This is a genomic window from Aeromonas sp. S15(2024), from assembly GCF_041402265.1.
In the GTDB taxonomy this organism is placed as follows: Bacteria; Pseudomonadota; Gammaproteobacteria; order Enterobacterales; family Aeromonadaceae; genus Aeromonas; species Aeromonas dhakensis.
Genome location: NZ_JBGLQY010000002.1, coordinates 558433 through 583542 on the forward strand (window position 1 = coordinate 558433; position 25110 = coordinate 583542).

At 64.3% G+C, this 25110-nt stretch carries 26 protein-coding genes; 4 read left to right on the plus strand and 22 right to left on the minus strand.

The features are described from left to right. Window positions 1-111: 111 nt before the first annotated feature. Both rsmE and gshB read left to right on the plus strand, forming a co-directional pair. On the plus strand, window positions 112-843 hold the full coding sequence (rsmE, locus tag ACB033_RS06590) for a 16S rRNA (uracil(1498)-N(3))-methyltransferase (RefSeq protein WP_139725410.1): 732 nt from the start codon (window positions 112-114) through the stop codon (window positions 841-843). Between the two features lie 46 nt (window positions 844-889). Next, the gene (gene gshB / locus ACB033_RS06595; protein WP_139725409.1) at window positions 890-1843 is read left to right on the plus strand and encodes a glutathione synthase; all 954 of its coding nucleotides are present in this window, start codon (window positions 890-892) and stop codon (window positions 1841-1843) included. An 89-nt stretch (window positions 1844-1932) separates the two neighbouring features. Here the strand turns inward: gshB and ACB033_RS06600 are convergent, their stop codons facing one another. Beyond that, window positions 1933-2901 carry a calcium/sodium antiporter gene (locus tag ACB033_RS06600; protein WP_005298570.1) on the minus strand — a complete coding sequence of 323 codons (969 nt, stop codon included), beginning with the start codon at window positions 2899-2901 and terminating at the stop codon, window positions 1933-1935. Between the two features lie 124 nt (window positions 2902-3025). Further along, a complete protein-coding gene (locus ACB033_RS06605; RefSeq protein WP_021463332.1) occupies window positions 3026-3499 on the minus strand; it encodes a peroxiredoxin in 474 nt (157 codons plus the stop codon). Between the two features lie 126 nt (window positions 3500-3625). Between ACB033_RS06605 and ACB033_RS06610 the strand changes: the two genes are divergently transcribed. Beyond that, window positions 3626-4552: a phenylacetate--CoA ligase family protein gene (locus ACB033_RS06610; RefSeq protein WP_139725408.1), complete on the plus strand. Its 927-nt coding sequence runs from the start codon at window positions 3626-3628 to the stop codon at window positions 4550-4552. Window positions 4553-4615: 63 nt separating this feature from the next. Here ACB033_RS06610 and yfcD read toward each other — a convergent pair whose 3' ends face one another. Further along, the gene (yfcD, locus tag ACB033_RS06615; RefSeq protein ID WP_099358639.1) at window positions 4616-5119 is read right to left on the minus strand and encodes an NUDIX hydrolase YfcD; all 504 of its coding nucleotides are present in this window, start codon (window positions 5117-5119) and stop codon (window positions 4616-4618) included. A gap of 172 nt (window positions 5120-5291) precedes the next feature. On the opposite strand from yfcD, the gene ACB033_RS06620 reads away from it, so the two are divergent. Continuing rightward, window positions 5292-5507: a DUF1107 domain-containing protein gene (locus ACB033_RS06620; RefSeq protein ID WP_005298562.1), complete on the plus strand. Its 216-nt coding sequence runs from the start codon at window positions 5292-5294 to the stop codon at window positions 5505-5507. Window positions 5508-5612: 105 nt separating this feature from the next. Here the strand turns inward: ACB033_RS06620 and ACB033_RS06625 are convergent, their stop codons facing one another. From ACB033_RS06625 to ACB033_RS06715, 19 genes are all read right to left on the minus strand, one after another. Further along, window positions 5613-6356, minus strand: coding sequence for an amino acid ABC transporter ATP-binding protein (locus ACB033_RS06625; RefSeq protein WP_005298561.1), 744 nt, complete (start codon window positions 6354-6356; stop codon window positions 5613-5615). 13 nt (window positions 6357-6369) lie between these two features. Further along, window positions 6370-7464: an amino acid ABC transporter permease gene (locus ACB033_RS06630; RefSeq protein ID WP_042006542.1), complete on the minus strand. Its 1095-nt coding sequence runs from the start codon at window positions 7462-7464 to the stop codon at window positions 6370-6372. Between the two features lie 9 nt (window positions 7465-7473). Beyond that, entirely contained in the window at window positions 7474-8661 is a 1188-nt protein-coding gene (locus ACB033_RS06635; RefSeq protein ID WP_005298558.1) for an amino acid ABC transporter permease, read from the minus strand. A 61-nt stretch (window positions 8662-8722) separates the two neighbouring features. Continuing rightward, window positions 8723-9742 carry an amino acid ABC transporter substrate-binding protein gene (locus ACB033_RS06640; RefSeq protein ID WP_005298555.1) on the minus strand — a complete coding sequence of 340 codons (1020 nt, stop codon included), beginning with the start codon at window positions 9740-9742 and terminating at the stop codon, window positions 8723-8725. Between the two features lie 461 nt (window positions 9743-10203). Then, the gene (locus ACB033_RS06645) at window positions 10204-10530 is read right to left on the minus strand and encodes a DUF2845 domain-containing protein (RefSeq protein ID WP_162519873.1); all 327 of its coding nucleotides are present in this window, start codon (window positions 10528-10530) and stop codon (window positions 10204-10206) included. Further along, the gene (locus ACB033_RS06650; protein ID WP_139725407.1) at window positions 10527-11540 is read right to left on the minus strand and encodes an ABC transporter permease; all 1014 of its coding nucleotides are present in this window, start codon (window positions 11538-11540) and stop codon (window positions 10527-10529) included. The genes ACB033_RS06645 and ACB033_RS06650 overlap by 4 nt, the downstream gene beginning before the upstream one ends. A gap of 73 nt (window positions 11541-11613) precedes the next feature. After that, window positions 11614-12495 (minus strand): ABC transporter ATP-binding protein, encoded by an 882-nt coding sequence (locus ACB033_RS06655; RefSeq protein WP_139725406.1) that lies wholly within the window; start codon window positions 12493-12495, stop codon window positions 11614-11616. A 129-nt stretch (window positions 12496-12624) separates the two neighbouring features. Further along, window positions 12625-13236, minus strand: coding sequence for an FKBP-type peptidyl-prolyl cis-trans isomerase (locus tag ACB033_RS06660; RefSeq protein WP_005298548.1), 612 nt, complete (start codon window positions 13234-13236; stop codon window positions 12625-12627). Between the two features lie 327 nt (window positions 13237-13563). Beyond that, window positions 13564-14289 carry a copper homeostasis protein CutC gene (locus ACB033_RS06665; protein ID WP_139725405.1) on the minus strand — a complete coding sequence of 242 codons (726 nt, stop codon included), beginning with the start codon at window positions 14287-14289 and terminating at the stop codon, window positions 13564-13566. 42 nt (window positions 14290-14331) lie between these two features. Beyond that, a complete protein-coding gene (locus ACB033_RS06670) occupies window positions 14332-15234 on the minus strand; it encodes an ROK family protein (protein WP_005298538.1) in 903 nt (300 codons plus the stop codon). A 109-nt stretch (window positions 15235-15343) separates the two neighbouring features. Further along, a complete protein-coding gene (locus tag ACB033_RS06675; RefSeq protein WP_371140416.1) occupies window positions 15344-15850 on the minus strand; it encodes an N-acetyltransferase family protein in 507 nt (168 codons plus the stop codon). After that, on the minus strand, window positions 15838-16644 hold the full coding sequence (locus ACB033_RS06680; RefSeq protein WP_017785985.1) for a M48 family metallopeptidase: 807 nt from the start codon (window positions 16642-16644) through the stop codon (window positions 15838-15840). The genes ACB033_RS06675 and ACB033_RS06680 overlap by 13 nt, the downstream gene beginning before the upstream one ends. Window positions 16645-16794: 150 nt before the next feature. After that, entirely contained in the window at window positions 16795-17769 is a 975-nt protein-coding gene (locus tag ACB033_RS06685; RefSeq protein ID WP_005298532.1) for a PstS family phosphate ABC transporter substrate-binding protein, read from the minus strand. A 377-nt stretch (window positions 17770-18146) separates the two neighbouring features. Further along, window positions 18147-19442 carry a phosphate regulon sensor histidine kinase PhoR gene (phoR, locus tag ACB033_RS06690; RefSeq protein WP_005298529.1) on the minus strand — a complete coding sequence of 432 codons (1296 nt, stop codon included), beginning with the start codon at window positions 19440-19442 and terminating at the stop codon, window positions 18147-18149. Between the two features lie 9 nt (window positions 19443-19451). Further along, on the minus strand, window positions 19452-20141 hold the full coding sequence (gene phoB, locus ACB033_RS06695) for a phosphate regulon transcriptional regulator PhoB (RefSeq protein ID WP_005298527.1): 690 nt from the start codon (window positions 20139-20141) through the stop codon (window positions 19452-19454). 102 nt (window positions 20142-20243) lie between these two features. Beyond that, complete coding sequence (locus tag ACB033_RS06700; RefSeq protein ID WP_010634726.1) at window positions 20244-20654, minus strand: VOC family protein; 411 nt, start codon at window positions 20652-20654, stop codon at window positions 20244-20246. A gap of 148 nt (window positions 20655-20802) precedes the next feature. Next, entirely contained in the window at window positions 20803-21957 is a 1155-nt protein-coding gene (locus ACB033_RS06705) for a CaiB/BaiF CoA transferase family protein (RefSeq protein ID WP_371140417.1), read from the minus strand. Beyond that, window positions 21957-23132 carry an acyl-CoA dehydrogenase gene (locus ACB033_RS06710; RefSeq protein WP_371140418.1) on the minus strand — a complete coding sequence of 392 codons (1176 nt, stop codon included), beginning with the start codon at window positions 23130-23132 and terminating at the stop codon, window positions 21957-21959. The genes ACB033_RS06705 and ACB033_RS06710 overlap by 1 nt, the downstream gene beginning before the upstream one ends. An 85-nt stretch (window positions 23133-23217) precedes the next feature. Beyond that, complete coding sequence (locus ACB033_RS06715; protein WP_371140419.1) at window positions 23218-24894, minus strand: sigma-54-dependent Fis family transcriptional regulator; 1677 nt, start codon at window positions 24892-24894, stop codon at window positions 23218-23220. Window positions 24895-25110: the final 216 nt, after the last annotated feature.

Here is a 25110-nt window from a genome sequence, read left to right on the forward strand (position 1 = left end):
GGGATCGCCCCCTCTTATCATGAAACCCTTCACCCTCTGTCTCGTGAGCCTTGCTCGCCGCCGTGCAGTAGGATATTGAAGGGTTTCCAAGCAAGAGACTGACTATCAGCCATGCGTATTCCACGTATCTATGAACCGGCCGCCCTGCAGGCGGGCCAGACCCTCGCCCTGTCGGAAGACGGCGCCAACCACATCGGCCGGGTACTGCGCATGCAGCCGGGTCAGCAGCTCGAGCTGTTCAACGGCGACGGCAACCAGTACCCCGCCACCATCGCCAATGTGGGCAAGAAGTCGGTGGAGGTGACCATCGACAGCTGCGAGCAGCGCTCGGTGGAGTCACCGCTGGCCATCCACCTGGGTCAGGTGATCAGCCGCGGCGACAAGATGGACTTCACCATCCAGAAATCGGTGGAGCTGGGCGTCACCTGCATCACCCCGCTCTTCTCCGAGCGCTGCGGCGTCAAGCTGCCGGCCGATCGGCTGGAGAAAAAACGCGAACAGTGGCAGAAGGTGGTGATCAGCGCCTGCGAGCAGTGCGGCCGCAATACCGTGCCCGAGGTGCGCATGCCGATGGAGCTGGACGCCTGGCTGGCGGAAGAGACCCAGGAGCTCAAGCTCAACCTGCACCCGCGCGCCCCTTACAGCATCAACACCCTGCCAATCCCCGAGCATGGCGTGCGGCTGCTGATCGGCCCGGAAGGGGGCTTGTCGAGCGACGAGATCGCCCGTACCGTGCAGGAAGATTTCAAGGAGATGCTGCTGGGGCCGCGGGTGCTGCGCACCGAAACCGCCGCCCTGACCGCGATTACTGCGCTGCAGTGCCGCTTCGGCGATCTGGCCTAACTCCCGGAGCCTGCCAAGGCGGGCTCCTCTACAGAAGGAACAGCGGATGACCATTAAACTCGGCATCGTGATGGACCCCATCTCGGCCATCAACATCAAGAAGGACTCCAGCTTCGCCATGCTCGAAGAGGCGCAAAAGCGCGGCTACGAGCTGTTCTATCTGGAGATGAAGGATCTCTACATGGAGGCCGGTCGCGCCTTCGGCACCATGCGTCCGCTCACCGTCAAATATGACTATGCCGACTGGTATAGCCTCGGCGAGGTGGTGGATCAGCCCCTCTCCAGCCTGGACGTGATCCTGATGCGCAAGGATCCCCCCTTCGACACCGAATTTATCTACGCCACCTACATGCTGGAGCGGGCCGAGGATGAGGGCTGCCTCATCGTCAACAAGCCCCAGAGCCTGCGCGATGCCAACGAGAAGCTCTACACCGCCTGGTTTGCCGAGCACACCCCGACCACGCTGGTGACCCGCCGCGCCGACAAGCTGCGCGCCTTCCACGCCCAGCACAAGGACGTGATCCTCAAACCGCTGGACGGCATGGGCGGCGCCTCCATCTTCCGCATGAAGGAGGATGACGCCAACGTCGGCGTCATCATCGAGACCCTCACCGCTCACGGCAGCCAGTACTGCATGGCGCAGACCTATCTGCCCGCCATCAAGGATGGCGACAAGCGGGTGCTGGTGGTGGACGGTGAGCCGGTTCCCTACTGCCTGGCCCGCATCCCGGCCCAAGGGGAGACCCGTGGCAACCTGGCGGCCGGCGGCCGTGGCGAGGCGCGCCCCCTGAGCGAGGCGGACTGGGCCATCGCCCGCGCGGTGGGCCCGACGCTGAAAGAGAAGGGGCTCATCTTCGTCGGCCTCGACATCATCGGCGATCGGCTGACCGAGATTAACGTCACCAGCCCGACCTGTATTCGCGAGATTGAAACCGCCTTCGACGTGCACATCACCGGCATGCTGATGGATGCCATCGAGCGCCGGCTGGCCAAGGCTTAAGCCGTCCCAGCCCTGCAGTGACGACAGACTATAAACAACAGAGACGGCCCCTGGGCCGCCTCTTCGTCTTTTTGCCTAGGCCCAAGCGACTAGATAAACTGGCTGGTCAGCAGCCAGCCGGTGTAGGCGACGAAGCAGGCGAGCAGCACGCCCCCCTCCAGCCGGTTGATGCGCCCCTGCCCCTTGCGGCCCAGGCACATCACCAGCAGCAACAGGGTCAACCCCATCATCAGGCTCCAGTCGCGAGAGAGCACCTCAGGTGCCACGTCCAGCGGGTGAATGCCGGCCGCGATCCCGACCACCGCCAGGGTGTTGAACAGGTTGGAGCCGAGCACGTTGCCAAGGGCCAGATCATGCTCGTTCTTGCGAATGGCGATAAGCGAAGAGGCCAGCTCCGGCAGCGAGGTGCCGATGGCGACGATGGTGAGACCAATCACCAGATCGCTGATGCCAAAGCCCTGGGCTATGGTCACCGCCCCCCACACCAGCAGGCGGGAGGCACCGATCAGTAGCACCAGCCCGACCACCAGCCAGAACAGGGCCAGCTTGAGGGACATGCCTTCGCTGTCGATGCTCTCCTCGGTCTCCGCATCCAGCGCATCCCCCTTGCCGCGCATGCCGGCCCAGATAGACCAGCCCATCAGCGCCAGGAACACCACGCCGAGGATGGCGGCGTCCGTGCGATCCAGGCGACCATCCAGCAACAGGGCGCCGGAGAGCAGGGTGATGCCGAGCAGGATGGGGATCTCCTTGCGCACCACCTGGGAAGCCACGGCGATGGGGCTGATCAGGGCCGTCAAGCCGAGAATAAGGGCGATATTGGTGATGTTGGAGCCATAGGCGTTGCCGAGCGCGAGCCCGGGGTTGCCCTGGGAAGCCGCCAGCGCGGAGACCACCATTTCAGGGGCCGAGGTACCAAAACCGATGATCACCATGCCGATGAGCAGCGGCGGCATACCGGCATAACGGGCAGTGGCGGCGGCACCGTCCACGAACTTGTCGGCACTCCAGACCAGCAACGCCAGTCCGGCAATCAGGGCAACAAAAGCCAGGGTCATATTTTTCTATCTCATCCACGGCAAACACGAGAGCCAGGCAACTTGCCTGGCTCCATCCAAACGCGGCAACAGTGTAACGGGCCGCCTTGCTATTTCAAGATGAAATCAAACGGCGATTAATCTTTCACAGCGCCGCCAGCAGGCTCTCGGCATCCGACACCTCGAACTTGCCAGGCGCCTCCACGAAGAGCCGCTCCACCACGCCGTCATTGGCGATGAGGGCAAAACGCTGGGCGCGCACGCCGCCAAAGGCACCGGTCTCCTTGGCCAGCCCCAGGGCCCGGGTCCAGCTGCCGTCACCGTCCGCCAACATGGTGATGGCAGCGGCGTTCTGGGCATCCTGCCACGCCTTCATCACGAAGGCGTCGTTGACCGACAGGCAGCAGATGGCATCCACCCCTTTGGCCTTGAATCGATCGGCCAGCACCACGTACCCCGGCAGATGGGCGTTGGAGCAGGTGGGGGTAAAGGCGCCGGGCACCGCAAACAGCACCACCCGCTTGCCGGCAAACAGGCTGTGGCTATCCCGCTGCTGTTTCCCCTCTGGGGTGATGAAGGTGAATTCGCCCGCAGGCAGGGTCTGACCCGTCGCAATCATTGTGCTCATCCTTAAGTGGAGGGAAGGAGCCCCAGTCTACCCCACGACCGAGCTGTGACACAGGCCCCCCTTTAGCGGGATCATTTGAACTAACCTTGAGCAGGATCAGCCGACCAAGGAGGCTTCATGCAGCACTATTACGATGGACTGGAAATTCGCCCCTCCCCCCTGCGCGAGCAGCAGCAGCTGGATCAGCTCAACCACCTGCTTGCCCATGTCGGCCAGTATTGTACCGGTTACTCCAGCGCCTACCGCCAGCGCCGCCTGCAGGATCTGGGGGAGTTGGCCAGCCTGCCCCTGCTCAATGCCGGCGAGCTGTTCGCCGCCCAGCAGGCCCACCCGCCCTTTGCCGGCCTCACCGGCCGCCCCGCCAGCCAGGCGCTGCGGGTGTTTGCCTGCCCCGGCCAGCTGGCCATTCCCGAATATGCCGGGGCCGACTGGTGGGGGGCTGCGCGGGCCCTGTTCGCCGCCGGTTTCAAGGCCGGGGAGGTGCTGCTCAACGGTCACGACTATCACATCGGCCCCACCGCCTTCATCTTCGACAACGGCGCCCGCCAGCTGGGGAGCCCGGTGGTGCCCTGCGGCCCTCACGATACCCGCCGCCAGCTGGAGGCGTTGCAGCGCTTTGAACCGACCGGCTTCGTCGGACCGCTGGCGGTGCTGCTGGATCTGCTGGAGGCGGCAGAGCGGGCCGAGGTGCCGAGCGACAGCCTGCGCTGCGCCCTGCTGTGCGAATCGTCCCACCCCGACACCCGGCCGCTGCAGGCGGTGCACGGCATCCGCGCGCTCAACTGCCTGCTGCTGCAGGATGCCGGGGTGATCGCCTACGAGAGCCAGCCCGGCCAGGGGTTCATCGTCAACGAGAACTGTCTGGTCGAGATCATCGACCTGGCCAGCGGCGAGCCGGTCATCGGCGACACCGTCGGCCAGCTGGTGGTGACCCGGCTCGATCTGGAGTACCCGCTGCTGCGCCTGGTGACCGAGTGGCAGGGCCACTGGCTCGCCGGTGCCAGCCCCTGCGGGCGCACCAACCGGCGACTCAGGCTGGTATGAGGTTCCATCCATCCAGAAACAGAACGGGCAGCCACTGGCTGCCCGTTCTGCATGCAACGCAGCTCAGCGCCGCGCCTGCCAGGTGGCGATGGCGAGCAAAGAGTCGGGGGTGAATTCGGCGGCCCGTGCAGCTATCTCTGTCTGGCTCATCCAGCACACCTCGCTCACCTCTTCGGCCTGCAGCCGCAGCGGCCCCTGATAGTGGCAGCTGTAGAGGCCACCCCAGACCCGGTAACCCTCCCCTTCGGCATAGAAGGTGCCAAAGCCCTGCAGCGGCACCCCTTCGATGCCCAGCTCCTCGGCCAGTTCGCGGCGGGCGGAGGGTTCCATCTGCTCGCCCGTGGTGACCACGCCGCCGGCGCAGGCGTCCAGCATGCCGGGGCAGAAATCCTTGCTGAGGGTACGCCGCTGCACCAGGATCCGGTCAGCCCCGTCGAGCACCAGGATATAGCTGGCGCGGTGGCAGAGGTTCTCTCGCCGCACCTTGGCCCGCTCGGCCACGCCGATCACCCGGTTCTCTCCATCCACCACATCCACCCACTCCACACGCAGACCCTTCTGATTCATCCAAGTGACCGCAGTATATCGGGGTAACGGCTTGTCATGGCAGCCTTTTTTCAATTGCGTCCCGGCCGGCCGCCGACGGCAAACCGGATTCATACAAACCTCCATAAATTGTCACATCCGTGTCACCTGACGAAGCCATAGTGTGCCCTGTCCACGCAACAGGTGTTTTGTGATGAAGGTGTTCAAGAACTTGTCTCCCCGCCAGATTGCCCGCTACATCAAGAGCTTCCATCACGGCAGCTTCATGGTGGAGACCCACGGGCGGTTCGAGTTCAGCGGCGGCGAGATCAATCTGGAGAGCCTGACCTGCCGTCAGACCCTGAGTCTGGCCCGGCAGATCAATCTGGAGGTTCGCGGCCTGCGCCACACCACCCTGCTGTTGGGGTAACTTCCATAGTCCTTTCTGTTTTGTAGTCTGCGTCCATGCTTTTACTACTTGCCCGCCGCTCACCAGAGTGCGGGCTTTTTTATGGACGACATCCCCCCATGCGGCTCAATGTTGCAGGATCTGGGAGAGGAACAGCTTGGTCCGATCCGACTGAGGGTTGTCGAAGAACTGATCCGGCACGTTCTCCTCGATGATCTGCCCCCGGTCCATGAAGATCACCCGATCCGCCACCTGCTTGGCAAACCCCATCTCGTGGGTGACGCAGAGCATGGTCATCCCCTCGTGGGCCAGCTCCACCATGACGTCCAGCACCTCGCGCACCATCTCGGGATCCAGCGCCGAGGTGGGTTCGTCAAACAGCATCACCTGGGGGTTCATGCAGAGACTGCGGGCGATGGCGACCCGTTGCTGCTGACCGCCGGAGAGCTGACCCGGATACTTCAGGGCCTGCTCCGGGATCCGCACCCGACGCAGGAAGTTCATGGCGATCTCTTCGGCCTCCCTGCGCGGCAGCTGCTTGACCCAGATGGGCGCCAGGCAGCAGTTCTCCAGCACGGTCAGGTGGGGGAAGAGGTTGAAGTGCTGGAACACCATGCCCACCTCCCGGCGCACCGCCTCGATGTTCTTGAGATCCGATGTCAGGGCCGTGCCCTTGACCAGGATGTCCCCGCTCTGGTGCTCTTCCAGCCGGTTGATGCAGCGGATCATGGTGGACTTGCCCGAGCCCGATGGTCCGCAGATGACGATCTTCTCCCCTCTGCCCACCTGCAGGTTGATGTTGCGCAGCACGTGAAACTCACCGTACCACTTGTTGACTGCTTTCAGTTCGACGACAGCGTCCGTTTTCATCTCGAAACTACTCCTAATGCTTGTGGCCCGTGTTGAGTTTGCGCTCCAGATAGATGGAGTAGCGGGACATGCCAAAACAGAACATCCAGAAGATCATGGCGATAAAGACATAAGCTTCGGTGGAATACCCCAGCCAGGCCGGATCCGCCAGGGCCACCTTGGAGATGGCCAGCAGATCGAACAGCCCGATGATCAGCACCAGGCTGGTGTCCTTGAACAGGGAAATAAAGGTGTTCACCAGGGAAGGAATGGTGATCTTGAGGGCCTGGGGCATGATGATGAGGCCCATCACCTTCCAGTAGGAGAGCCCCAGGGCCTCCCCCGCCTCGTATTGCCCCTTGGGGATCGCCTGCAGCCCGCCTCTCACCACCTCGGCCACATAGGCCGCCTGGAACAGGATGATGCCGATGAGCGCCCGCAGCAGCTTGTCGAGCTCCACCTCGGTACTCATGAACAGCGGCAGCATGACGGACGCCATGAAGAGCACAGTAATGAGCGGCACCGCCCGCCAGAACTCGATATAGACGGTACAGAGGCTGGAGATGACCGGCATGTGGGAGCGACGCCCCAGTGCCAGCAGGATGCCGAATGGCAGTGCCACCACTATGCCCACCACCGCCAGCACCAGGGTCAGCATCAGCCCGCCCCAGCGGTTCGTCTCCACCACCTCCAGCCCAGCCCCGCCATGGATGAGGAAGAAGGCGATGACAGGGAATACCAGCAGGGTGAACAGCGCCAGCAACCCCTTGCGCGGGGTCTTGGGCCAGATGAGCAGGGCCAGCAACACCGCCAGGCCGGCGAAGGTCAGGTTGATGCGCCAGTACTGATCGGCCGGGTAGAAGCCATAGAGGTACTGCCCCAGCCGGCTCTCGATGAAGATCCAGCAGGCGCCGCCCTGGCCGCAGGCCTCGCGGCTGCTCCCCTGCCAGGTGGCCGAGAACAGCGCCCAGTCCAGGGCAGACCAGATCAGCGGCAGCAGCAGATAAGCCAGCACCAGGGTCAGCAGGCCGTTCCACCAGTTGGGAAACAGATTCTGCCTGAGCCAGGCGACCAGGCCCCGGCGATGGCTGGGAGGCGGCAGAGCCTCCTGCAATTCGTTCACAAACATGACTACTCCCTAGCGCTCAACCAGCGTCATTCTGCGGTTGTAGATGTTCATCAGCAGCGAGGTGGTGATACTGATGACGAGATAGACCCCCATGGTCATGGCGATGACCTCGATGGCCTGCCCGGTCTGGTTGAGGGTGGTGCCCATGAACACAGACACCAGATCCGGATAGCCGATGGCCGTGGCCAGCGAGGAGTTCTTGGTGAGGTTCAGATACTGGCTGGTCAAGGGAGGGATGATGACCCGCATCGCCTGGGGAATGATCACCAGCCGCAGCGTCTTGGCGGGTGAGAGCCCGAGGGCGGAGGCCGCCTCCGTCTGCCCCTTGCTGATGGCCAGGATGCCGGAGCGCACTATCTCCGCGATAAAGGCCGCCGTGTAGATGGTCAGCGCCAGCAGCAGGGCCGCGAGCTCGGGCAAGACCGTCAGCCCCCCCCGGAAGTTGAACCCCTGCAGGGCCGGCACGCTCCAGCTGAGCGGGCTGCCCGCCAGCAGGAAGGCGGCGGCCGGTAGCAGAATGACCAGGGCAGCCACGCTGCGCCAGAACGGGAATATCCTGCCAGTCAGGGCCTGACGGCGCCGAGCCCAGCGGCTCAGCCCCCAGCTCAGCACCACCGCCAGCACCAGTGCCCAGAGCACGTAGCCGAATCCCTCTTCGAACAGGGGCTTGGGCAGATAGAAGCCCCGCACGTTGAGGAAGGCGAGCCCCCCCAGATCCACGCTCTGGCGCGGAGATGGCAGGGTGCGCAGCACCGAGAAGTACCAGAAGAAGATCTGCAGCAGCAGCGGGATGTTGCGAAACGTCTCTATGTAGACGGTCGCTATCTTGGCCACCAGCCAGTTGCGCGACAGGCGCGCCACCCCGAGCATGAAACCGAGCAGGGTGGCAAACAGGATGCCGAGCACGGAGACCAGCAGGGTATTGAGCAGCCCCACCAGAAAGGTACGGCCGAAAGTATAGGTCTCGTCATAGGGGATCAGGCTCTGCAGAATGCCAAAGCCCGCCGTGTTGCCCAGAAAATCGAAGCCGGTGGTGATGCCACGGGTGGCCAGATTGGTCAGGGCATTGTGGATGATGTAGAACAGGAAGCCGACCACGACCGCGATGGCCAGGCACTGGAAGATCAATGCCCGCACCTTGGCGTCATACCACCAGCGGCCCTGTTCCTTCCTATGGTTTGATGCGTGTAACGCCATGAGGATGACTCCGACAAAGCCAGGGGAAATGGGGGGCCTCGGCCCCCCGATGGTTGTCGACTCAGCGGATGGGCGGCGCGTACATCAGGCCACCCTTGTTCCAGAGCGCATTGATGCCGCGCTCGATCTTGAGGGGGGAGCCGGCACCGACGTTGCGATCGAAGGATTCGCCATAGTTGCCGACCTGCTTGACGATGTTGTAGGCCCACTTGTCATCCAGCCCCAGCACCGACCCCTTGGGCTCTTCCAGCCCCAGCAGACGACGGATATCCGGGTTGGTGGACTTGAGCATCTCGTCCACGTTGGCACTGGTGACCCCGGCCTCCTCGGCGTTGAGCATGGCGTTCAGGCTCCAGCGCACCACCTTGAACCACTGATCGTCACCCTGGCGCACGGCAGGCCCCAGCGGCTCCTTGGAGATCACCTCAGGCAGCACCATGGCCTCCGCCGGCTTGCTGAGCTTGATCTTGAGGGCATAGAGCTGGGATTGATCCGAGGTCAGCACGTCGCAGCGGCCCGCCTCGAACCCCTTGACGGTCTGATCCGAGGTGTCGAACACCACAGGGGTATATTTCATGCCGCCATTGGCGCGGAAATAGTCAGCCAGGTTGAGCTCTGTGGTGGTGCCAGACTGGATGCAGACGGCGGCACCGTCGAGCTCCTTGGCGCTCTTCACCCCGAGGGACTGCTTGATCAGAAAGCCCTGACCATCGTAGTAGTTCACCCCGGCAAAGGTCAGACCCAGCGACCCGTCCCGGGTCAGGGTCCAGGTGGTATTGCGCGACAGCAGATCCACCTCGCCGGACTGCAGGGCGGTGAAACGCTCCTTGGCGGTGAGGGAGACATACTTCACCTTGCCGGCATCCCCCAGCACGGCTGCAGCCACGGCTCGGCACACATCCACGTCCAGACCGGTCCAGGTGCCCTTGGCGTCCGGGTTGGAGAAACCCGGCAGGCCATCCCCCACCCCGCACTGCACGAATCCCTTCTTCTTGACGGCATCCAGGGTGCCGTCTGCCCATGCATTGGCTGCCACCAGCGACAGCACCATCACCATACCTGCCTTGTGTATCTGCTTCATCTCACGCTTCCCTGTGGTTTGATTCAAATAGGCACCAGAACCTGGCAAGATGCCTTCGTTTCTCTGCTTTTTCACAGCTTATCGAGCGGCTCAAAAACCTGTCAACCGGTGCAAGCCGGCCCAACCTTGGTGCAGCAGCACAAAATAGGTCAACGGGCCGATATGCACTCTTAGAATTAAAAATAGACCCTTATTCGCAAAATGGCCTACGGTTCCAAGCCCCCGATAATGTGAGGATTATTTTTCGCAAAAAATCGGACGCACCGGATTGGGGCAGAAAAACGCGCTGACAACGCATTTATCGGGCGCGTTTTGCCAACAACAGGGCCCGTTATTGGGGAGAATGAACCAATACCGGGCAACCGGAAGAGAGGGATGAAAGGTGGGAACGGGGGCGTAAACGCCGGAAAGAGACCGGAGCCACACCACCGCACTCGGCGCGCAGCATCCGGTCGGCAGGATCAATTGCCGCGCGGGCCGTTCTCGATGTCGGTGATCACCCCGTTACGCACGGTGACGAAGCGCATGAACTCGTTCTTGCCGAAGTTGTAGGTCCAGCGCTCCCCATACTTCACCTGCACCAGGTTGCCGAACTGGTTCTCCTCGTTGCGGGTCAGCTCCTCGCGCAGCATGGGCTCGCCGCACTTGATCAGCATCTCGGCGGTGCTGTCCCCTTCGGTGATCAGCGCATTCTTGCATCGCATGGCGCCGGCACTGGCCGGCAGACTCAGCAGCAGGACCAGCAGGGTTCCGCCAACCAGCGGCAGTGACTTCATCGATAGCTTCATCTGTAACTCCATTTGAACAGGGCGCTGCCCAGGGTGATGCAGCAGAGCGTAAACAACAGGACCCAGCCCAGTGGCGCCGCCACCTCGGCCCAACCTGCCCCTTCCAGCATGACGGCACGGGCCGCCGCGATGATCTGGCTAAGCGGCAGCCAGGCCGCCAGCTGCTGCAGCCAGACGGGGGCCCCTTCCAGCGAGAACCAGACGCCGGAGAGGAACATCATCGGCATGCTGATGACGTTGAGCAGCCCGCTCGCCAGCTCCTCGTTCTGGATGCGGGCCGCCACCAGCAGGCCGAGGGAGGCCATGGATGCCCCACCCAGCAGGGCGATCAACAGCAGCAGCCAGCCCGAGCCGAGCAGCGGCACCCCGAGCAGAAAGTAGGCCACCAGAAACACCAGCAGGCTCACCACCAGGGTGATCAGGATGCGCGACAGCAGCTGGGCGCAGAGAAACTCCGCGGCCGAGAGTGGGGTGGCCCCAAGCCGCTTGAGCACCCCGTTCTTGCGGTAACGGACGATGACGAAGCCCACCCCGAACAGGCCGGAGAACATCAGATTCATGCCGATCACCCCGGGCAGCAGCCAGTCGCCATAGCGAATGGCGCGCCCGCTCAGGGTCTCCCGCGTAAGCGGCGCCGGCACGGCCTGGCGCAGCAGATACTCGGCCATGGCTCCCTGGGGGGCATCCGGGTTGATCCAGTAACGGCCCGTGCCGGGCGAGAGCAGCAGATCCAGCTGATGGTGGCGTACCTTGAGCCGACCCTTCTCCTCCTCGTCATAGGGGATGATCTTGAGCAGCGGCACGGCGCGCAGCGGGGTATAGGCCGCAGGCAGCTCCCCCACCACGCCCATCTGCACCAGCGGCTTGGGCGGGCCGGAGAATATGAGGGTGAACCCCAGCACCAGCAGCAGCGGAAAGGCCAGGTTCCAGACAAGCGCGGCCCGATCCCGCACGAACTCCAGGTTGCGGGCATAGAAGAGCGCCCCGATGCGCTTGAGGGATCCCGTCATCTGGTACTCCTTGGGCTGGCAGACTGGGGCGACATGCAGGCAGATACCGCTGCGGTGTGCCACGGGGCCACGTTCATGCGCCGCTCCGCAGGCTGTGGCCGGTCAGGTGCAGGAAGAGATCCTCCAGATTGGGGGAGCGCACCTGCATGCCGGTCAGCGGCACGCCCAGGCTCAGCAGCCGTGGCAGCAAGTCCGCCACGTCAGGGCAGCTCAGCTCCACCTGTTCGCCCAGCGGGCGCAGGGGATAGCCGAAACTGGCGAGGGCCGGGTGAGCCGCCAGGCGCACCAGCACGCCGTCAAAATGCTGGGCCAGCAGGGCGACCGGGGTATCCAGGCTCAGCAGGTGGCCGTGATCGACGATGGCAATCTGATCGCACAGCTGCTGGGCCTCGTCCATATAGTGGGTGGTGAGCACCACCGTCTTGCCCTGCGCCTTGATCGCCTCGATGCGCTGCCAGAAGTGGTGGCGGGCCTGGGGATCGAGCCCCGTGGTGGGCTCGTCCAGAAACAGCAGCTCGGGGTCGCCGAGCAGGGCCAAGGCCAGCAGCAGCCGTTGCCGCTGACCGCCGGAGAGCTTGCGGCTGTCCCGATCGATGAATTCCCCCAGCGCACACAGCTCGATGAGCTGAGCCTGGGGCAAGGGAGCCGGGTAGAGACTGGCAAACAGTCGCAGGGTATCGCGCACCGTCAGGAAATCCTGCAGCGCCGTGTGCTGGAACTGGATGCCGATGCGGGAGCGGTAGTCGGGGCCGCGCGGGGCTCCGTGGAACAGGATCTGGCCGCTGTCCGGAGTGAGGATCCCCTCCAGCAGTTCGATGGTGGTGGTCTTGCCCGCCCCGTTCGGGCCGAGCAGGCCGAAACAGCTGCCGGCAGGAATGGCAAAGCTGAGCCCGTCCACCGCCTTGACGCCGGGGAAGTGCTTGACGAGATCGACGACTTCAATGATGGCAGCCATGGGCGCTCTCCCAGCAGGAGCCATGACTATATCCAAAAGCGCAGGCGCTGCCCATGCCCCGCCGTGCGCGGCGCAAAAAAACAGACGGCGACCCGAGGGTCGCCGTCTGTATCAATCAAGCCAGCCGGATCACAGGATGTCCAGCAGCTCCACTTCGAATACCAGGGCGGAGTAGGGCGGGATGGAACCGGCACCGCGTGCGCCGTAGGCCAGATCCTGCGGAATGTAGAGCTTCCACTTGGAGCCAACCGGCATCAGTTGCAGCGCTTCTACCCAGCCGGCGATCACGCCAGTTACCGGGAATTCAGCAGGCTGGCCGCGGGCGACGGAGCTGTCGAACACACCACCGTGGGTGAAGGTACCATGGTAGTGCACGCGCACGGACTGACCGGCTACCGGTACGGCACCGTTGCCTTCCACCAGCACTTCGTACTGCAGACCGGACTCGGTGGTCTTCACTTCGGCGCGCTTGGCGTTGTCGGCCAGGAAGGCTTCGCCTTCGGCGGCGGCAGCCTTGGCAACGGCTTCCTGCTCTTCCTGCATGCGGGCGGTGATGACCTGGAAGGCATCGTTGATATCGTCACGGCTGACCGCGAACTCCAGACCATTCAGGGCATCTGCCAGACCTTGCTGCAGGGCCGGGATATCCAGACCGGCGAAGGCTTGCTGCGCCAGTTGATCACCCATGTTGCGGCCGATGCCATAGCTGGCCTTCTGTTCGATAGAGTCGTATTGGGACATTGAGAAGTTGCTCCGGGTCCTGAGGGTAAAAGAGACGGGATAATATCAGACTTTTGCGCCGGGTGCTGCCGGCCTGTCCCCGGTTTTGCCCCCAGGTGGGAGGTGCCTCACATCAGCCCCCTCATCCCCGGCCCTTCTCCCGCCAGGGGAGAAGGGAGCAAAACAGAGCACCATCACCCCTGCTCACATTCAAGCCGTATCAGGCCCTGTCCAGCAGAGCCCGCACCGCCGCCACCTTGGCGCCGTCGGTGATATTGACCCGACCGTCGTCCGAGGTGTCCATGTTGACACCCCATGACGAGACACCATGCCGCCGTGCGGCCAGTATCAGGCCTTGTCCAGCAAAGCTCGCACCGCAGCAACTTTGGCGCCGTCGGTGATATTGACCCGACCGTCGTCCGAGGTGCCCATGTTGACGCCATGGGGCACCATACCGCCGCGCCAGCCCATGCCGGACATGTGCACCTCGTTCACCCCGGTAAACTCGATGATGGTACGCACGTTGTCGGCATTGACCCCGGCACCCGGCATCAGACTGGCGCGCCCCGCCAGCGCCTGCTGCATCGCCTGCAGGGTCTCGAGCCCCGCCAGCGCGGTCGGCGCGTGGCCCGAGCTCAGAATGCGCTCGCAGCCGGCGGCGACTATGGTCTCCAAGTCGAGGCGCCAGTCGGAGGAGAGGTCGATGGCGCGGTGGAAGGTGACGCCAAGGGGCCCCGCCGCCTCCACCAGCTGGCCGAGTCTGGCGGCAGGCACCCGTCCCTCCTCGTCCAGCAGACCGACCACCACCCCTTGCAGGCCGGCGGCACGGGCCGCCGCGATATCCTGCAGCATCATCTCGAACTCCCCTTCGCCAAAGCAGAAATCGCCGGCCCGGGGCCGGATCATGGCGTAGACGGGAACGGTGGCATGGCGCGCCGCCAGCTGCATGAAGCCATAGGAGGGGGTCAGACCGCCCAGCCCCAGCGCAGAGCAAAGTTCGATGCGATCGGCGCCGGCCGCCTGGGCGGTAAACAGGGATTCCAGGTTGTCGATACAGATTTCAAGAAAGGTCATGATGGACTCCTTTATTGGGGAGATCAGACCCCGGATCTGATCTCATAAATTGAGCAAGGCGGCCCCGCGCACCCCGCCGGCGCCGCCGAAGCGGGCCTCGCGGATCTCGGGCAGGGCGACCCCGGGCAGCAGGTGACCGGGCAGGCGCAGCGGCAACTGCTCATAGAGCGCGGGCAGGCCGCTCAGGCCGCCTCCCAGCACCACCACATCGGGGTCGACCACCGAGATGGCGGTGGCCAGTCCGGCGGCCATGATCTCGAGCCAGCAGTCGACCGTGGCCACCGCATGGGGCTCGTGCGCCTCGAAGCGCCCCACTATCTGGTGGCCGCTGGCACGCTGGCCGTGAAAGTGATGGTAGAGCCGCTCCAGCCCGGTGCCGGAGGCATAGGTTTCAAAACAGACCAGGCGACCGCAGCCGCAACGGGGACGAGGCAGGTCGGGGTACTTCATCAGCATGGTGGCCGGCAGCGGGTAGTGGCCTATCTCCCCCGCCAGCCAGTTGCGGCCCTGGATCAGCTTGCCCGCCAGATAGACGGCGCCGCCGATGCCGGTACCTATGGTGACGCCGAGGGCGCTGTCGGCCCCCGCCGCCGCCCCCTGATGTACCTCGGACCAGAGGAAGCAGTTGGCATCGTTGTCCACCTTGACCGGTCTGCCCAGCAGCTCGGCCAGATCGGCGCCCAGGTGGCGACCATTGATGGAGGGCAGATTGGCCGCCACTATGCTGTGGTCGTGCCGGTTGAGAATGCCGGGAAAGCCGATGCCCACCGCACCGCGCGCGCCAAAACGGGCATCCGCCTGCTCGACCCGCTCGCGAATGAGTTGCTGCAGCCCCTGATAGTCATTGCCGGGAGTGCTCACGCGCTCCTCGTGGCAGAGATTCAAAGCGCCGTCATAGACGGCAAACGCTATCTTGGTGCCACCAATATCAAAGCCGTAATACATGCCACACTCCCTTGTCGGTGAGCCGCCTCACCTCAGCCTGTCCAGAGGGGGACATTGTATTAATTCGCAAAAAAAATAAAGTGACCGGAGGCGAAAAACGGGAGAGAGATCAAAGCAAACGAAACATTTGTCGCTGCAGGCAGGGCTGGCCGAGGCTCATCAGGGTGCGCTCCTTACCATCGAAGACGAAGCCGCGGCGCAGATAAAACCCCTCACCTATGTGGTTGCCATCGAGCAGCCACAATCTGACGCCTTCACAGCCGGCCCGCCGCATTTGCATCGCCACCGCCTGCCACAGCCGCTTGCCGTGGCCTTGGCGCCAGTGGTCTGGATGCAGGTAAAAAGCACGGATCCAGGCGGTGGGGTATTCCCCCGCCAGCTCCGGCTGCCAGTAGAGCAAACCGATGACTACCTCGTCCTGACACAGCAGCATGGGCCTTGGGCCCGCCTCCGCCAGCCGGCGCTGCCAGATCTGCAGGTGCTCGGTGACCGCCAGCTGGGCCAGCATGTCGGTACCGAGCACGTCGCCATATGCGGCGAGCCAGCTGGCCCGCTGCATCACCGTCATGGCGGCGGCATCATCGGGCCGCGCCATGCGCAGGCTTATGCCTTGCATTGGGGCACCAGTCCGGAGGCGCGGGCCTGCTGATAGAGCGGCACGGCCTCAGCCTGCTGGGCCTGCAGCTCGGCGATCCGGCTCTCGTTGCTGGGGTGGGTGGAGAGCAGCTGGGGCGGCGCATTACCGCCCGCGGCCGCGCTCATGTTCTGCCAGAGAGGAATGGCTTCGGCCGGATTGAAACCGGCGCGGGCCATCAGATCCAGGCCCAGCCGGTCCGCCTCGCTCTCCTGCTCGCGACCATAGGGCAGCATGACGCCGACCTCGACCCCGAGTCCCAGCGCCGCCATGGTGGCACCGCGGTATTCGCTGCTGCCCATGGCGATGTCGGCCGCCGCCAGCCCAAGGCCGGTCAGCTGGCTGCGGGAGAGCCGCTCGTTGGAGTGCTGGGCCAGCACGTGGGTCAACTCGTGGCCGATGACGGTGGCGAGCTGATCCTGATTCTTGGCCACCTTGAGCAGACCGCTGTAGACCCCGATCTTGCCACCGGGCAGGGCGAAGGCGTTCACCTGCTTGGAGTCAAACACCACCACTTCCCAGTTGGTGATGCCGTAGCTGGCGGGCACCTGGGCGGTCACCGCCTTGGCGACGCAGGAGACATAGGCGTTCACTCTGGCGTCCTTGCTCACCTTCTCCTGCTTCTTCATCTGCTCGAAGGAGTCAGCCCCCAGCTTGCTCATCTGCTGGGGCGAGAAGAGCAGCATCTGGCTGCGACCGGTGGGAGACTGGGCACAGCTGGCGAGCAGGGTCGTACAGAGTGCCGCCAGGCCAAGCTTGAACAAGGGAGATGTCATGGAGGTGTCCTTCACCATAAAGATGCCCTATTTTCGGAAATGCGGGCGTCCGGTGCAAGTCGACAAATCACCCGGTCCGGCGAAAGCGGTCACAGCCGGCCCCAAAAAGAAAACGGGCCCCGCGGGGCCCGTCTGGCAGAGAAAACCGGCTTACATGATGCCCAGTTTCTTCAGGTCGGCTTCGACCACCTTGGCCGGTACCGGTACGTAGCCATCTTTGGCGACGATGTTCTGACCCGCCTTGGAGAGCACCATCTTCAGGAACTCTTGCTCCATCGGGGAGAGCGGCTTGTTCGGGTGCTTGTTCACGTAGACGTACAGGAAGCGCGACAGCGGATACTTGCCGGTGATGGCGTTGTCGGAGGTCGCTTCGATGAAGGTCTTGCCATCCTTGGAGAGCGGTACGGCGCGCACGCCGGAGGTGACGTAACCGATGCCGGAGTAGCCGATGCCGTTCAGGGAGGAGGAGACCGACTGCACCACGGAGGCGGAGCCCGGCTGCTCGTTCACGCCGCTCTTGAAGTCACCGTTGCACAGGGCGTGCTCTTTGAAGTAGCCGTAAGTACCGGAGACGGAGTTGCGACCGAACAGTTGCAGATCCTTGCCAGACCAGGAGCCGTCCAGACCCAGGTCGGCCCACTTGGTGGCCGCCTTGGCTTCACCGCACTTGAGGGTGCTGGAGAAGATGGCATCCAGTTGTTGCATGGACAGGCCCTTGATGGGGTTGTCCTTGTTGACGAACACCGCCAGGGCATCGACCGCGACGCGGATGGCGGTCGGCTTGTAGCCGTAGCGCTTCTCGAACGCCTCTTCCTCGCCGGACTTCATGGCGCGGCTCATGGGGCCAAACTGGGCGACACCTTCGGTCAGCGCGGTCGGCGCGGTAGAGGAACCGGCGGCCTGGATCTGCACGTTGACGTTGGGGTACATACGCTTAAATTCTTCGGCCCACAGGGTCATCATGTTGGCCAGGGTATCCGAGCCGACAGAGGACAGGTTGCCCGAGATGCCGCTGGTCGGAGTGTAATCCGGCAGATTTTTATCCACACCGGCAGCCAGGGCGCTGACGGAAAACAGGGTTGCTGCGGTGAATCCGATTACACCAGCCAGTTTGTTGAGTTTCATCCAATCTCTCCAAGGTTGCAGAACGCAGTCCATCAAAACACGGGTTAACTTGGCTCAGTGCTGGTCATCCGACCGGGGCGCTGAGTGTCATTCCCTGCCCTCTTTGGCCCGACTCCGGGGCGGTGGAAGGCAGTCATCAATCTGAGGCCGAAACGTGATGGCATCCCGAGTGGGGCGATCGGCCGGTCGCGTTTCATTCTCTCCCTGCGCCGCACTGGCACAGGTCCGTTCTCAAGACGGCGCCAGTATCTGACCTGGCAGTGACAAATTTATGGATTTAATGTGACACTTTAATGACATGGCGAGGCTTTTGACCAAATGAAAAAAGGGCCGCCATCGCCGCCCTCTTTTCATTGCTAACCCATTGCTTGAAAAGCTTATTTCAACACCACCATGCGAGCGGGGATGAGGAAGCTGAAACGGCTGCCAAGGCCGACCCGGCTCTCGATGTCGAGCTGGCAGTCGTGGTGACTCAGGGCATGCTTGACGATGGCAAGGCCGAGCCCGGAGCCGCCAGTGTGGCGCGAGCGCGCCTTGTCGACCCGGTAGAACCGCTCGGTGAGCCGCGCCAGGTGCTCGGGCGGGATCCCTTCCCCCTCGTCCTGCACCGCAAACAGCGCCATCGTCCCCTGCTTGCGCCACTCCACCGTGATCTTGCGCCCCGCCGGGGTGTAGTGGATGGCGTTGTAGACCAGGTTGGAGACGGCACTGCGCAGTTGATCCTGATCGCCGCGCACCAGCAGATTGGGCTGCACCATGAACTCGATCTGGTGGGCCCGCTCGCCGGAGAGCGCCCGCGCCTCCTGCTCCAGCAGCCCCAGCATGGCGGGCATGTCCACCAGATGGGAGAGATCCACGGTGGGCGCCGCCTCGATGCGCGACAGGGTGAGCAGCTGATTGACCAGGTTGTCCATGCGGATGGTCTGCTCCATCATCACCCTGTGCGCCTTGGCCCACATGGCGGGCGGCGGCGGCTCCTCGGTCATCTCCAGATAGCCCTTGAGCACGGTGAGCGGGGTGCGCAGCTCGTGGGAGACGTTGGAGACGAAGTGCTTGCGGGTCTTCTCCAGGCTGCGCAGCCGGGTCACGTCCCGCACCACCAGCATGGCCTGATCCTCGGCATAGGGCATGATGCGAAACTCGAGAAACTTCTCCTCGTTGATGGGCGAGGTCATCTCGAACGGTTCGTCATACTCTCCCTTGCCGAGGTAGGCGCCGAAGGCGGGATTGCGAATCAGGTTGCCGATGTGCTGACCGGCGTCTTCCGGCCAGCGAAAGCCGAGCAGCTGCTCCGCCAGCCGGTTGCACCAGAGGATGCTGCCGTCGGTGCGAAATACCACAGCCGCATCGGGCAGTGCCTCGGCCCCTTCCCGAAAGCGGCGAATGAGACCCGCCAGCTCGCGACGGCGGGCCCGGTGGCGCTGCTGCAGCTTGTAGATGCCGTTGAAAATGTACTCCCAGCTGCCGCTGCCGTTGGGAGGCACCAGGCTGCGATCGTGCCACAGCCAGTCCGACAGCCGCTTCTGGAAACGGTAGTGCCAGCCCAGGTGCATGACGGTAGCCAGCAACAGACACAGGGCCAGACTCTCCGTCAGCCAGCCGACCAAGACGAAGGGCGCATAGAAGAATGCCATTCGCCACAACTGGCGCCGCCAGGCGTATGGTTGCAACATAAGTGCCTCTTAGAGACGGGTTGAGAAGCGATAGCCCGCGCCGCGCACCGTCTGGATCAAGCGATCATGCCCCGTCTCTTCAATGGCCTTGCGCAGGCGACGGATGTGCACATCCACGGTTCTGTCCTCGACGTACACATTGGTACCCCAGACGTTATTGAGCAGCTGCTCGCGGCTGTAGACCCGCTCCGGGTGGGTCATGAAGAAGTGCAGCAGCTTGAATTCGGTCGGCCCCATGTCGAGGGCCTTCTCCTCGGCGCTGACCCGGTGGGAGACAGGATCCAGCTTGAGCCCCTGCACCTCGATCACCTCGTCCACCGAGGTGGGAGAGACGCGGCGCATCACCGCATGCAGGCGGGCGGTCAGCTCCTTGGGGGAGAACGGCTTGGTGATGTAGTCATCGGCCCCCGCTTCCAGCCCGCGCACCTTGTCCTCTTCCTCGCCGCGAGCGGTCAGCATCACCACCGGGATCTGGCGGGTCACCTCATCCTGCTTGAGCTGCTTGATGAACTGGATGCCGCTGCCGCCTGGCATCATCCAGTCCAGCACGATGAGTTCGGGGTAGGGTTCGCGCACCTTCGCCAATCCGTCGGCAAAATCTTCAGCTTCTACTGTTTCATATCCCTTCTGCTCGAGCACGAAGCAGAGCATTTCGCGGATCGGTGCTTCGTCCTCGACCACCAGAATTCGCTTAGCCATATCCCTTCTCTCTCCTCTGTGAAGATGGGTGCGCCAATTATTAGAACTTTCTGTGACACTTTTATGACTTTATGACAGGCGGGATGATAAACGTTTTCAGATTCAGTTGGCAGCAGTGAGTTGCAGCAGATCCCAGCGATTGCCACTGATGTCCTCGAACACCACCACTGTGCCGTAAGGCTCGGTGCGCGGCTGTTCACAAAAATGGACACCGTACGCCTGCATGCGCTGGTAATCGCCCCAGAAGTCGTCAGTCTCGAGGAACAGGAAGACCCGGCCGCCCCCCTGCTGGCCGATGGCGGCCCGCTGCTCCGGGGTGGCAGCCCGCGCCAGCAACAGGGCGGAACCGGGGGCTCCCTTGGGGGCAACCCGCACCCAGCGCTTGCCCGGTTTGCCCGGCTCGTCGAGGGGGGTGTCTTCCAGCAGCTCGAACCCCAGTCCCTGGGTAAAGAAGGTGATGGCCTGGTCGTAATCGGCCACCAGCAGGGCCAGGGCGCCAATGTGTTGTGCCATGGGAAGTTCCTCAACAGATGAATGGACGGGGCGCATCATAACGGGGGACGGCCCCGGGCTCCAGCACCTAGGCTGATGAGGTGGCAGAGGATGGAAGAGGGGAGCATGGCGCCGGGCAGGCGCGACCTCCCCGCCTGATAAGGCAGGTTCAGCCCTGCCCGAGCCAGTCGCGCAGCACGCTATCCCGGTCGCCATCCAGCGCCGGCGAGGCGCGCCCATAGCGCACCGGGGTGGCCGACAGATGGAGCGGGTTGGCCAGGGTGGGCAAGGATTGTTCGCCACGCTGCACCTGTTGCACCCAGCCGCGCACCGCCCCCTGCTCGAGGGCAAACAGCGCATCCAGAGCGAGGATGGGGCCGCCCGGCACCCCGGCCGCCTCCAGCATGGCACTCCACTCGGCGCTGCTGCGCGCCAGCAGCCGCTCGGCGATCAGGGCATTGAGCCGGTGACGCTGGCGTACCCGGGCGGCGTTGGTGGCAAAGTCGGGGTTCTGCGCCCACCCGGGTTCCCCCAGCAGGGCCGCCAGGGCGGCAAACTGGCCATCGTTGCCCACCGCCAGGATGAGGTGGCCATCGCTGGTGGGATAGACGTCGTAGGGGACGATATTGGGGTGGCCGTTGCCAAGGCGTCCGGGCGCCTGGCCGGTGGCGAGATAGTTCATCGCCTGGTTGGCCAGCACTGCCACCGACACGTCGAGCAGGGCGAGATCGATCTGCTGCCCCTCCCCGGTTCGCTCCCGATGGCGCAGGGCCGCCTGGATGCCGATGGTGGCGTAGAGGCCGGTGAGGATGTCGACGAGCGCCACCCCCACCTTGACCGGCCCGCCGCCGGGGGCTTCGTCGGGCTGACCCGTGATGCTCATCAACCCGCCCAGCCCCTGGATCAGCAGATCGTAACCGGGTCGCTGGGCCCAGGGGCCGTCCTGGCCAAAGCCGGTGATGGAGCAGTAGATAAGCTCTGGACGGCGGGCCTTGAGGCTCGGGTAATCGAGACCAAAGCGCGCCAGTCCCCCCACCTTGAAGTTCTCGATCACCACGTCGGCACAGTCCACCAGGGCCAGCAGGGTGTCTCTGTCGCGAGCTAGATCCAGGGCGATGGAGCGTTTGCCCCGGTTGGCGGCATGAAAGTAGGCCGCCTCCCCCGCCACCAGCTCGGGCGGGCCCCAATGGCGGGTGTCGTCACCGCGCCCGGGGGCCTCCACCTTGACCACGTCGGCGCCGAGATCGGCAAGCAGCTGGCTGGCCCAGGGGCCGGCCAGCACGCGGCTGAGATCCAGCACGCGCACACCGGCAAGGGGCCCCATCACTCAAACGCCTGCAGGTCGGTCTGGGCCCGCCCCAGGATCAGGGCGTGGATGTCGTGGGTCCCCTCGTAGGTGTTGACCGCCTCCAGGTTCATCACGTGGCGAATGACGTGAAACTCGTCGCTGATGCCGTTGCCGCCGTGCATGTCGCGGGCGACGCGGGCTATCTCCAGCGCCTTGCCACAGCTGTTGCGCTTGATGAGCGACACCAGCTCCACCGGGCAGCGCCCCTCGTTCATCAGGCGCCCGGCCTGCAGGCAGCCCTGCAGGCCGAGGGCAATCTCGGTCTGCATGTTGGCCAGCTTGAGCTGAAACAGCTGGGTGGCGGCCAGCGGGCGGCCGAACTGCTGACGATCCAGCCCGTACTGGCGGGCGGCGTGCCAGCAGAACTCGGCGGCGCCAAGCGCCCCCCAGGCGATGCCGTAGCGCGCCTTGTTGAGGCAACCAAACGGCCCCTTGAGGCCGCTCACCCCGGCCAGCAGGTTGGCCTCCGGCACGAAGACTCGCTCCATCACGATCTCGCCGGTGATGGAGGCGCGCAGGGAGAACTTGCCCTCGATCTTGGGGGCAGAGAGCCCGGCCATCCCCTTCTCCAGCACGAAGCCGGTGATCTCGCCATCCAGCTTGGCCCACACCACGAACAGATCGGCGATGGGGGAGTTGGTGATCCACATCTTGTTGCCGGTGAGCAGATAGCCGCCGTCAACCCGCTCGGCGCGGCTCTTCATGGAGCCAGGGTCGGAACCCGCATCCGGCTCGGTGAGGCCGAAGCAGCCCACCAGTTCGCCCCGGGCCAACCCCGGCAACCAGCGCTGGCGCTGGGCTTCGTCGCCATAGGCGTGGATCGGGTGCATCACCAGCGACGACTGCACGCTCATGGCCGAGCGGTAGCCGCTGTCGACCCGCTCCACCTCCCGGGCGATGAGACCGTAGGCCACGTGATTGACCCCGGCGCAGCCATACTGCTCCGGCAGGGTGGCACCGAGCAGCCCCAGCTCCCCCAGCTCGTTCATGATGGTGCGGTCAAACTGCTCGCGCCGGTTGGCCTCAAGCACCCTGGGCATCAGCCGCGCCTGGCAGTAGTCGCGGGCGGCGTCGCGGATGAGCCGCTCCTCTTCGCCAAGCTGGCCATCGAGAAAGAAGGGGTCTTGCCAATCAAATCGGGTACGCGTCATAAAGCACTCCATGCCATGCAAAAGAATCATCAAAGGGTCTCTTGTGGACCCATCTTAACCACGAAAAACTTAGGTCACAAACGCCTCAGCCGGCCTCCCGCAACGCCCGATAGAGGGTGGTGCGGCTGATGCCGAGCCGGCGCGCCGCCTCGCTCACGTTGCCATCGCACTCTGTCAGGGTCTGCTGCACCCGTTGCCGGTTCTGCTGGCGCAATGTGCTGCCCGCCAGCGCCGGGGGGGCGATCGGCGCCACAACCACGGTCGGCAGATGCAGGTGGGCGGGTTCAATCCAGCCCTGCCCCTCCGCCAGCACGCAGGCTACCTCCAGCGCCTGCTTGAGCTGGCGCACGTTGCCGGGTAGCGGGTGGGCCAGCAAGTGGCGCTCGGCCTCATCGGTCAGGTGCAGGGCAGGATCCATCTCGGCCAGCAACCGTTGGACCAGTGCCTGCCGCTCGCAGGCCGGCCAGTCGCGCAGCGGTGCCAGCTGCTGGCGCCAGCCGCAGATGCGGTAGTAGAGATCCTCGCGAAAGGTGCCGGCCGCCACCATGGCCGCCAGATCCCGATGGCTGGCGCTGACCAGCCAGAAATCCACCGCCTCAGGTCTGTGGCTACCGACCGGGGTGACGACGCGCTCCTGCAATACCCGCAGCAGTCGGGTCTGGGCCAAGAGCGGCAGCTCGCCGATCTCGTCCAGCATCAGGATGCCGCCGTGGGCGGCGCGCAGATACCCCTGGCTGCCCTGGTTGCGGGCACCGCTGAAGGCCCCGCCGACATAGCCAAACAGCTCGGCTTCCACCAGTTCCGCCGGCAGGGCGCCGCAGTTGACGCACACCAGCGGTTGCGCACGCCGGCTCGACTGCCCGTGCAGTTCGCGCACCAGATGCTCCTTGCCGCTGCCGGTCTCCCCCTCGATGAGCAGCGAGATGCCGCGCTCCAGCATCTTGAGCGGCACCTGCCGGCCGTGCGAGCCACCGGCAGCGGCCGGCAGGCCGGGCTGGGCCGCAACGGGATGAACCTCCGGCACCAGCCGCAAGCCGCGCCGCTCCCGCAGCAGCTGCTTGCCGTCGAAAGGGTGCTGGCCGAGCCAGAGCCGGCCGGCCCGGTTGGCCCCGAGCAGCTCGCCCTCCTCCCCCAGCAGCAGGCGGGCGGACCAGAGACTCTGAGGCTCGAGATCCACCAGCCAGCCTGGCTGCCGCGCCAGCAGCGCGTTTTCCAGGGTCATGGCCAGCAGCCGCACCGTGCCCAGCATGTCGCCGCCGTGGTGGGCCGCATCGGTGGAGATGTCGAGCACCCCGATCACTTGCCCGTCCAGCCCGAGCAGCGGGCAGGCGCTGCAGCTGAGAAAGCTGTGCTGGGCGAAGAAGTGCTGATTGCCGAGCACCTGTACCTCGCGCTGCTCGGCCAGCGCGGTGCCGATGGCATTGGTGCCCTTGCTCGCCTCTCCCCAGCGGGCGCCGCTGCGCAAAAAGACCCGCTCGGCATGGCGGGCGAAGCCGTCGTCACCGCTGGCGGCCAGGATGGCGCCCTCGCCATCGCACAGCAGCAACCGACAGGGGCGCCCCGCCAGCAGCTGGTCAAACAGCGGCAGCACGAAGCGCCGGAAGCTGGCGATCAGCACCCTGTGCTGCTCCTGGCGGGCCGACAGCTCCCCCTGGGGCAGCAAGTCCAGCTCGGCGCTCTGCTGACGGCTCAACCCCTGGTGCAGGCAGCGCTGCCAGGAGCGCTGGATTGGGCTGGCACCAGATTGAGGGAACTCGCTCATCACACCTCCTGTTCACAAACGGCACGACTGTCGCGACCACTGTCCAGAAACGGCACAGTTGTATCGCCACCGCCGCGGTCATTGGTTAACCAAGATACGCTGCCGCACCCCGTTTGATAACGTTTTTGTAACTTTTGAAGCGCTGGTCAGACCCTCTGGCACGTCCCTTGCGATACACAGCAGCAGCCGGGCTGCTCGCCAGCCCGGTCAGGACCA

Excerpts from the sequence above, each read along its gene's own strand:
- ACB033_RS06650 (WP_139725407.1), bottom strand. The coding sequence starts at position 11,540 with ATGACGGGATCCCTCAAGCGCATCGGGGCGCTCTTCTATGCCCGCAAC.
- ACB033_RS06655 (WP_139725406.1), bottom strand. The coding sequence starts at position 12,495 with ATGGCTGCCATCATTGAAGTCGTCGATCTCGTCAAGCACTTCCCCGGC.
- ACB033_RS06645 (WP_162519873.1), bottom strand. The coding sequence starts at position 10,530 with ATGAAGCTATCGATGAAGTCACTGCCGCTGGTTGGCGGAACCCTGCTG.
- rsmE (WP_139725410.1), top strand. The coding sequence starts at position 112 with ATGCGTATTCCACGTATCTATGAACCGGCCGCCCTGCAGGCGGGCCAG.
- ACB033_RS06625 (WP_005298561.1), bottom strand. The coding sequence starts at position 6,356 with ATGAAAACGGACGCTGTCGTCGAACTGAAAGCAGTCAACAAGTGGTAC.
- ACB033_RS06640 (WP_005298555.1), bottom strand. The coding sequence starts at position 9,742 with ATGAAGCAGATACACAAGGCAGGTATGGTGATGGTGCTGTCGCTGGTG.
- ACB033_RS06660 (WP_005298548.1), bottom strand. The coding sequence starts at position 13,236 with ATGTCCCAATACGACTCTATCGAACAGAAGGCCAGCTATGGCATCGGC.
- ACB033_RS06710 (WP_371140418.1), bottom strand. The coding sequence starts at position 23,132 with ATGACGCGTACCCGATTTGATTGGCAAGACCCCTTCTTTCTCGATGGC.
- ACB033_RS06715 (WP_371140419.1), bottom strand. The coding sequence starts at position 24,894 with ATGAGCGAGTTCCCTCAATCTGGTGCCAGCCCAATCCAGCGCTCCTGG.
- ACB033_RS06630 (WP_042006542.1), bottom strand. The coding sequence starts at position 7,464 with ATGTTTGTGAACGAATTGCAGGAGGCTCTGCCGCCTCCCAGCCATCGC.
- ACB033_RS06620 (WP_005298562.1), top strand. The coding sequence starts at position 5,292 with ATGAAGGTGTTCAAGAACTTGTCTCCCCGCCAGATTGCCCGCTACATC.
- yfcD (WP_099358639.1), bottom strand. The coding sequence starts at position 5,119 with ATGAATCAGAAGGGTCTGCGTGTGGAGTGGGTGGATGTGGTGGATGGA.
- ACB033_RS06610 (WP_139725408.1), top strand. The coding sequence starts at position 3,626 with ATGCAGCACTATTACGATGGACTGGAAATTCGCCCCTCCCCCCTGCGC.
- phoR (WP_005298529.1), bottom strand. The coding sequence starts at position 19,442 with ATGTTGCAACCATACGCCTGGCGGCGCCAGTTGTGGCGAATGGCATTC.
- ACB033_RS06680 (WP_017785985.1), bottom strand. The coding sequence starts at position 16,644 with ATGACATCTCCCTTGTTCAAGCTTGGCCTGGCGGCACTCTGTACGACC.
- ACB033_RS06685 (WP_005298532.1), bottom strand. The coding sequence starts at position 17,769 with ATGAAACTCAACAAACTGGCTGGTGTAATCGGATTCACCGCAGCAACC.
- ACB033_RS06635 (WP_005298558.1), bottom strand. The coding sequence starts at position 8,661 with ATGGCGTTACACGCATCAAACCATAGGAAGGAACAGGGCCGCTGGTGG.
- gshB (WP_139725409.1), top strand. The coding sequence starts at position 890 with ATGACCATTAAACTCGGCATCGTGATGGACCCCATCTCGGCCATCAAC.
- ACB033_RS06665 (WP_139725405.1), bottom strand. The coding sequence starts at position 14,289 with ATGACCTTTCTTGAAATCTGTATCGACAACCTGGAATCCCTGTTTACC.
- ACB033_RS06600 (WP_005298570.1), bottom strand. The coding sequence starts at position 2,901 with ATGACCCTGGCTTTTGTTGCCCTGATTGCCGGACTGGCGTTGCTGGTC.
- ACB033_RS06700 (WP_010634726.1), bottom strand. The coding sequence starts at position 20,654 with ATGGCACAACACATTGGCGCCCTGGCCCTGCTGGTGGCCGATTACGAC.
- ACB033_RS06705 (WP_371140417.1), bottom strand. The coding sequence starts at position 21,957 with ATGGGGCCCCTTGCCGGTGTGCGCGTGCTGGATCTCAGCCGCGTGCTG.
- phoB (WP_005298527.1), bottom strand. The coding sequence starts at position 20,141 with ATGGCTAAGCGAATTCTGGTGGTCGAGGACGAAGCACCGATCCGCGAA.
- ACB033_RS06605 (WP_021463332.1), bottom strand. The coding sequence starts at position 3,499 with ATGATTGCGACGGGTCAGACCCTGCCTGCGGGCGAATTCACCTTCATC.
- ACB033_RS06675 (WP_371140416.1), bottom strand. The coding sequence starts at position 15,850 with ATGCAAGGCATAAGCCTGCGCATGGCGCGGCCCGATGATGCCGCCGCC.
- ACB033_RS06670 (WP_005298538.1), bottom strand. The coding sequence starts at position 15,234 with ATGTATTACGGCTTTGATATTGGTGGCACCAAGATAGCGTTTGCCGTC.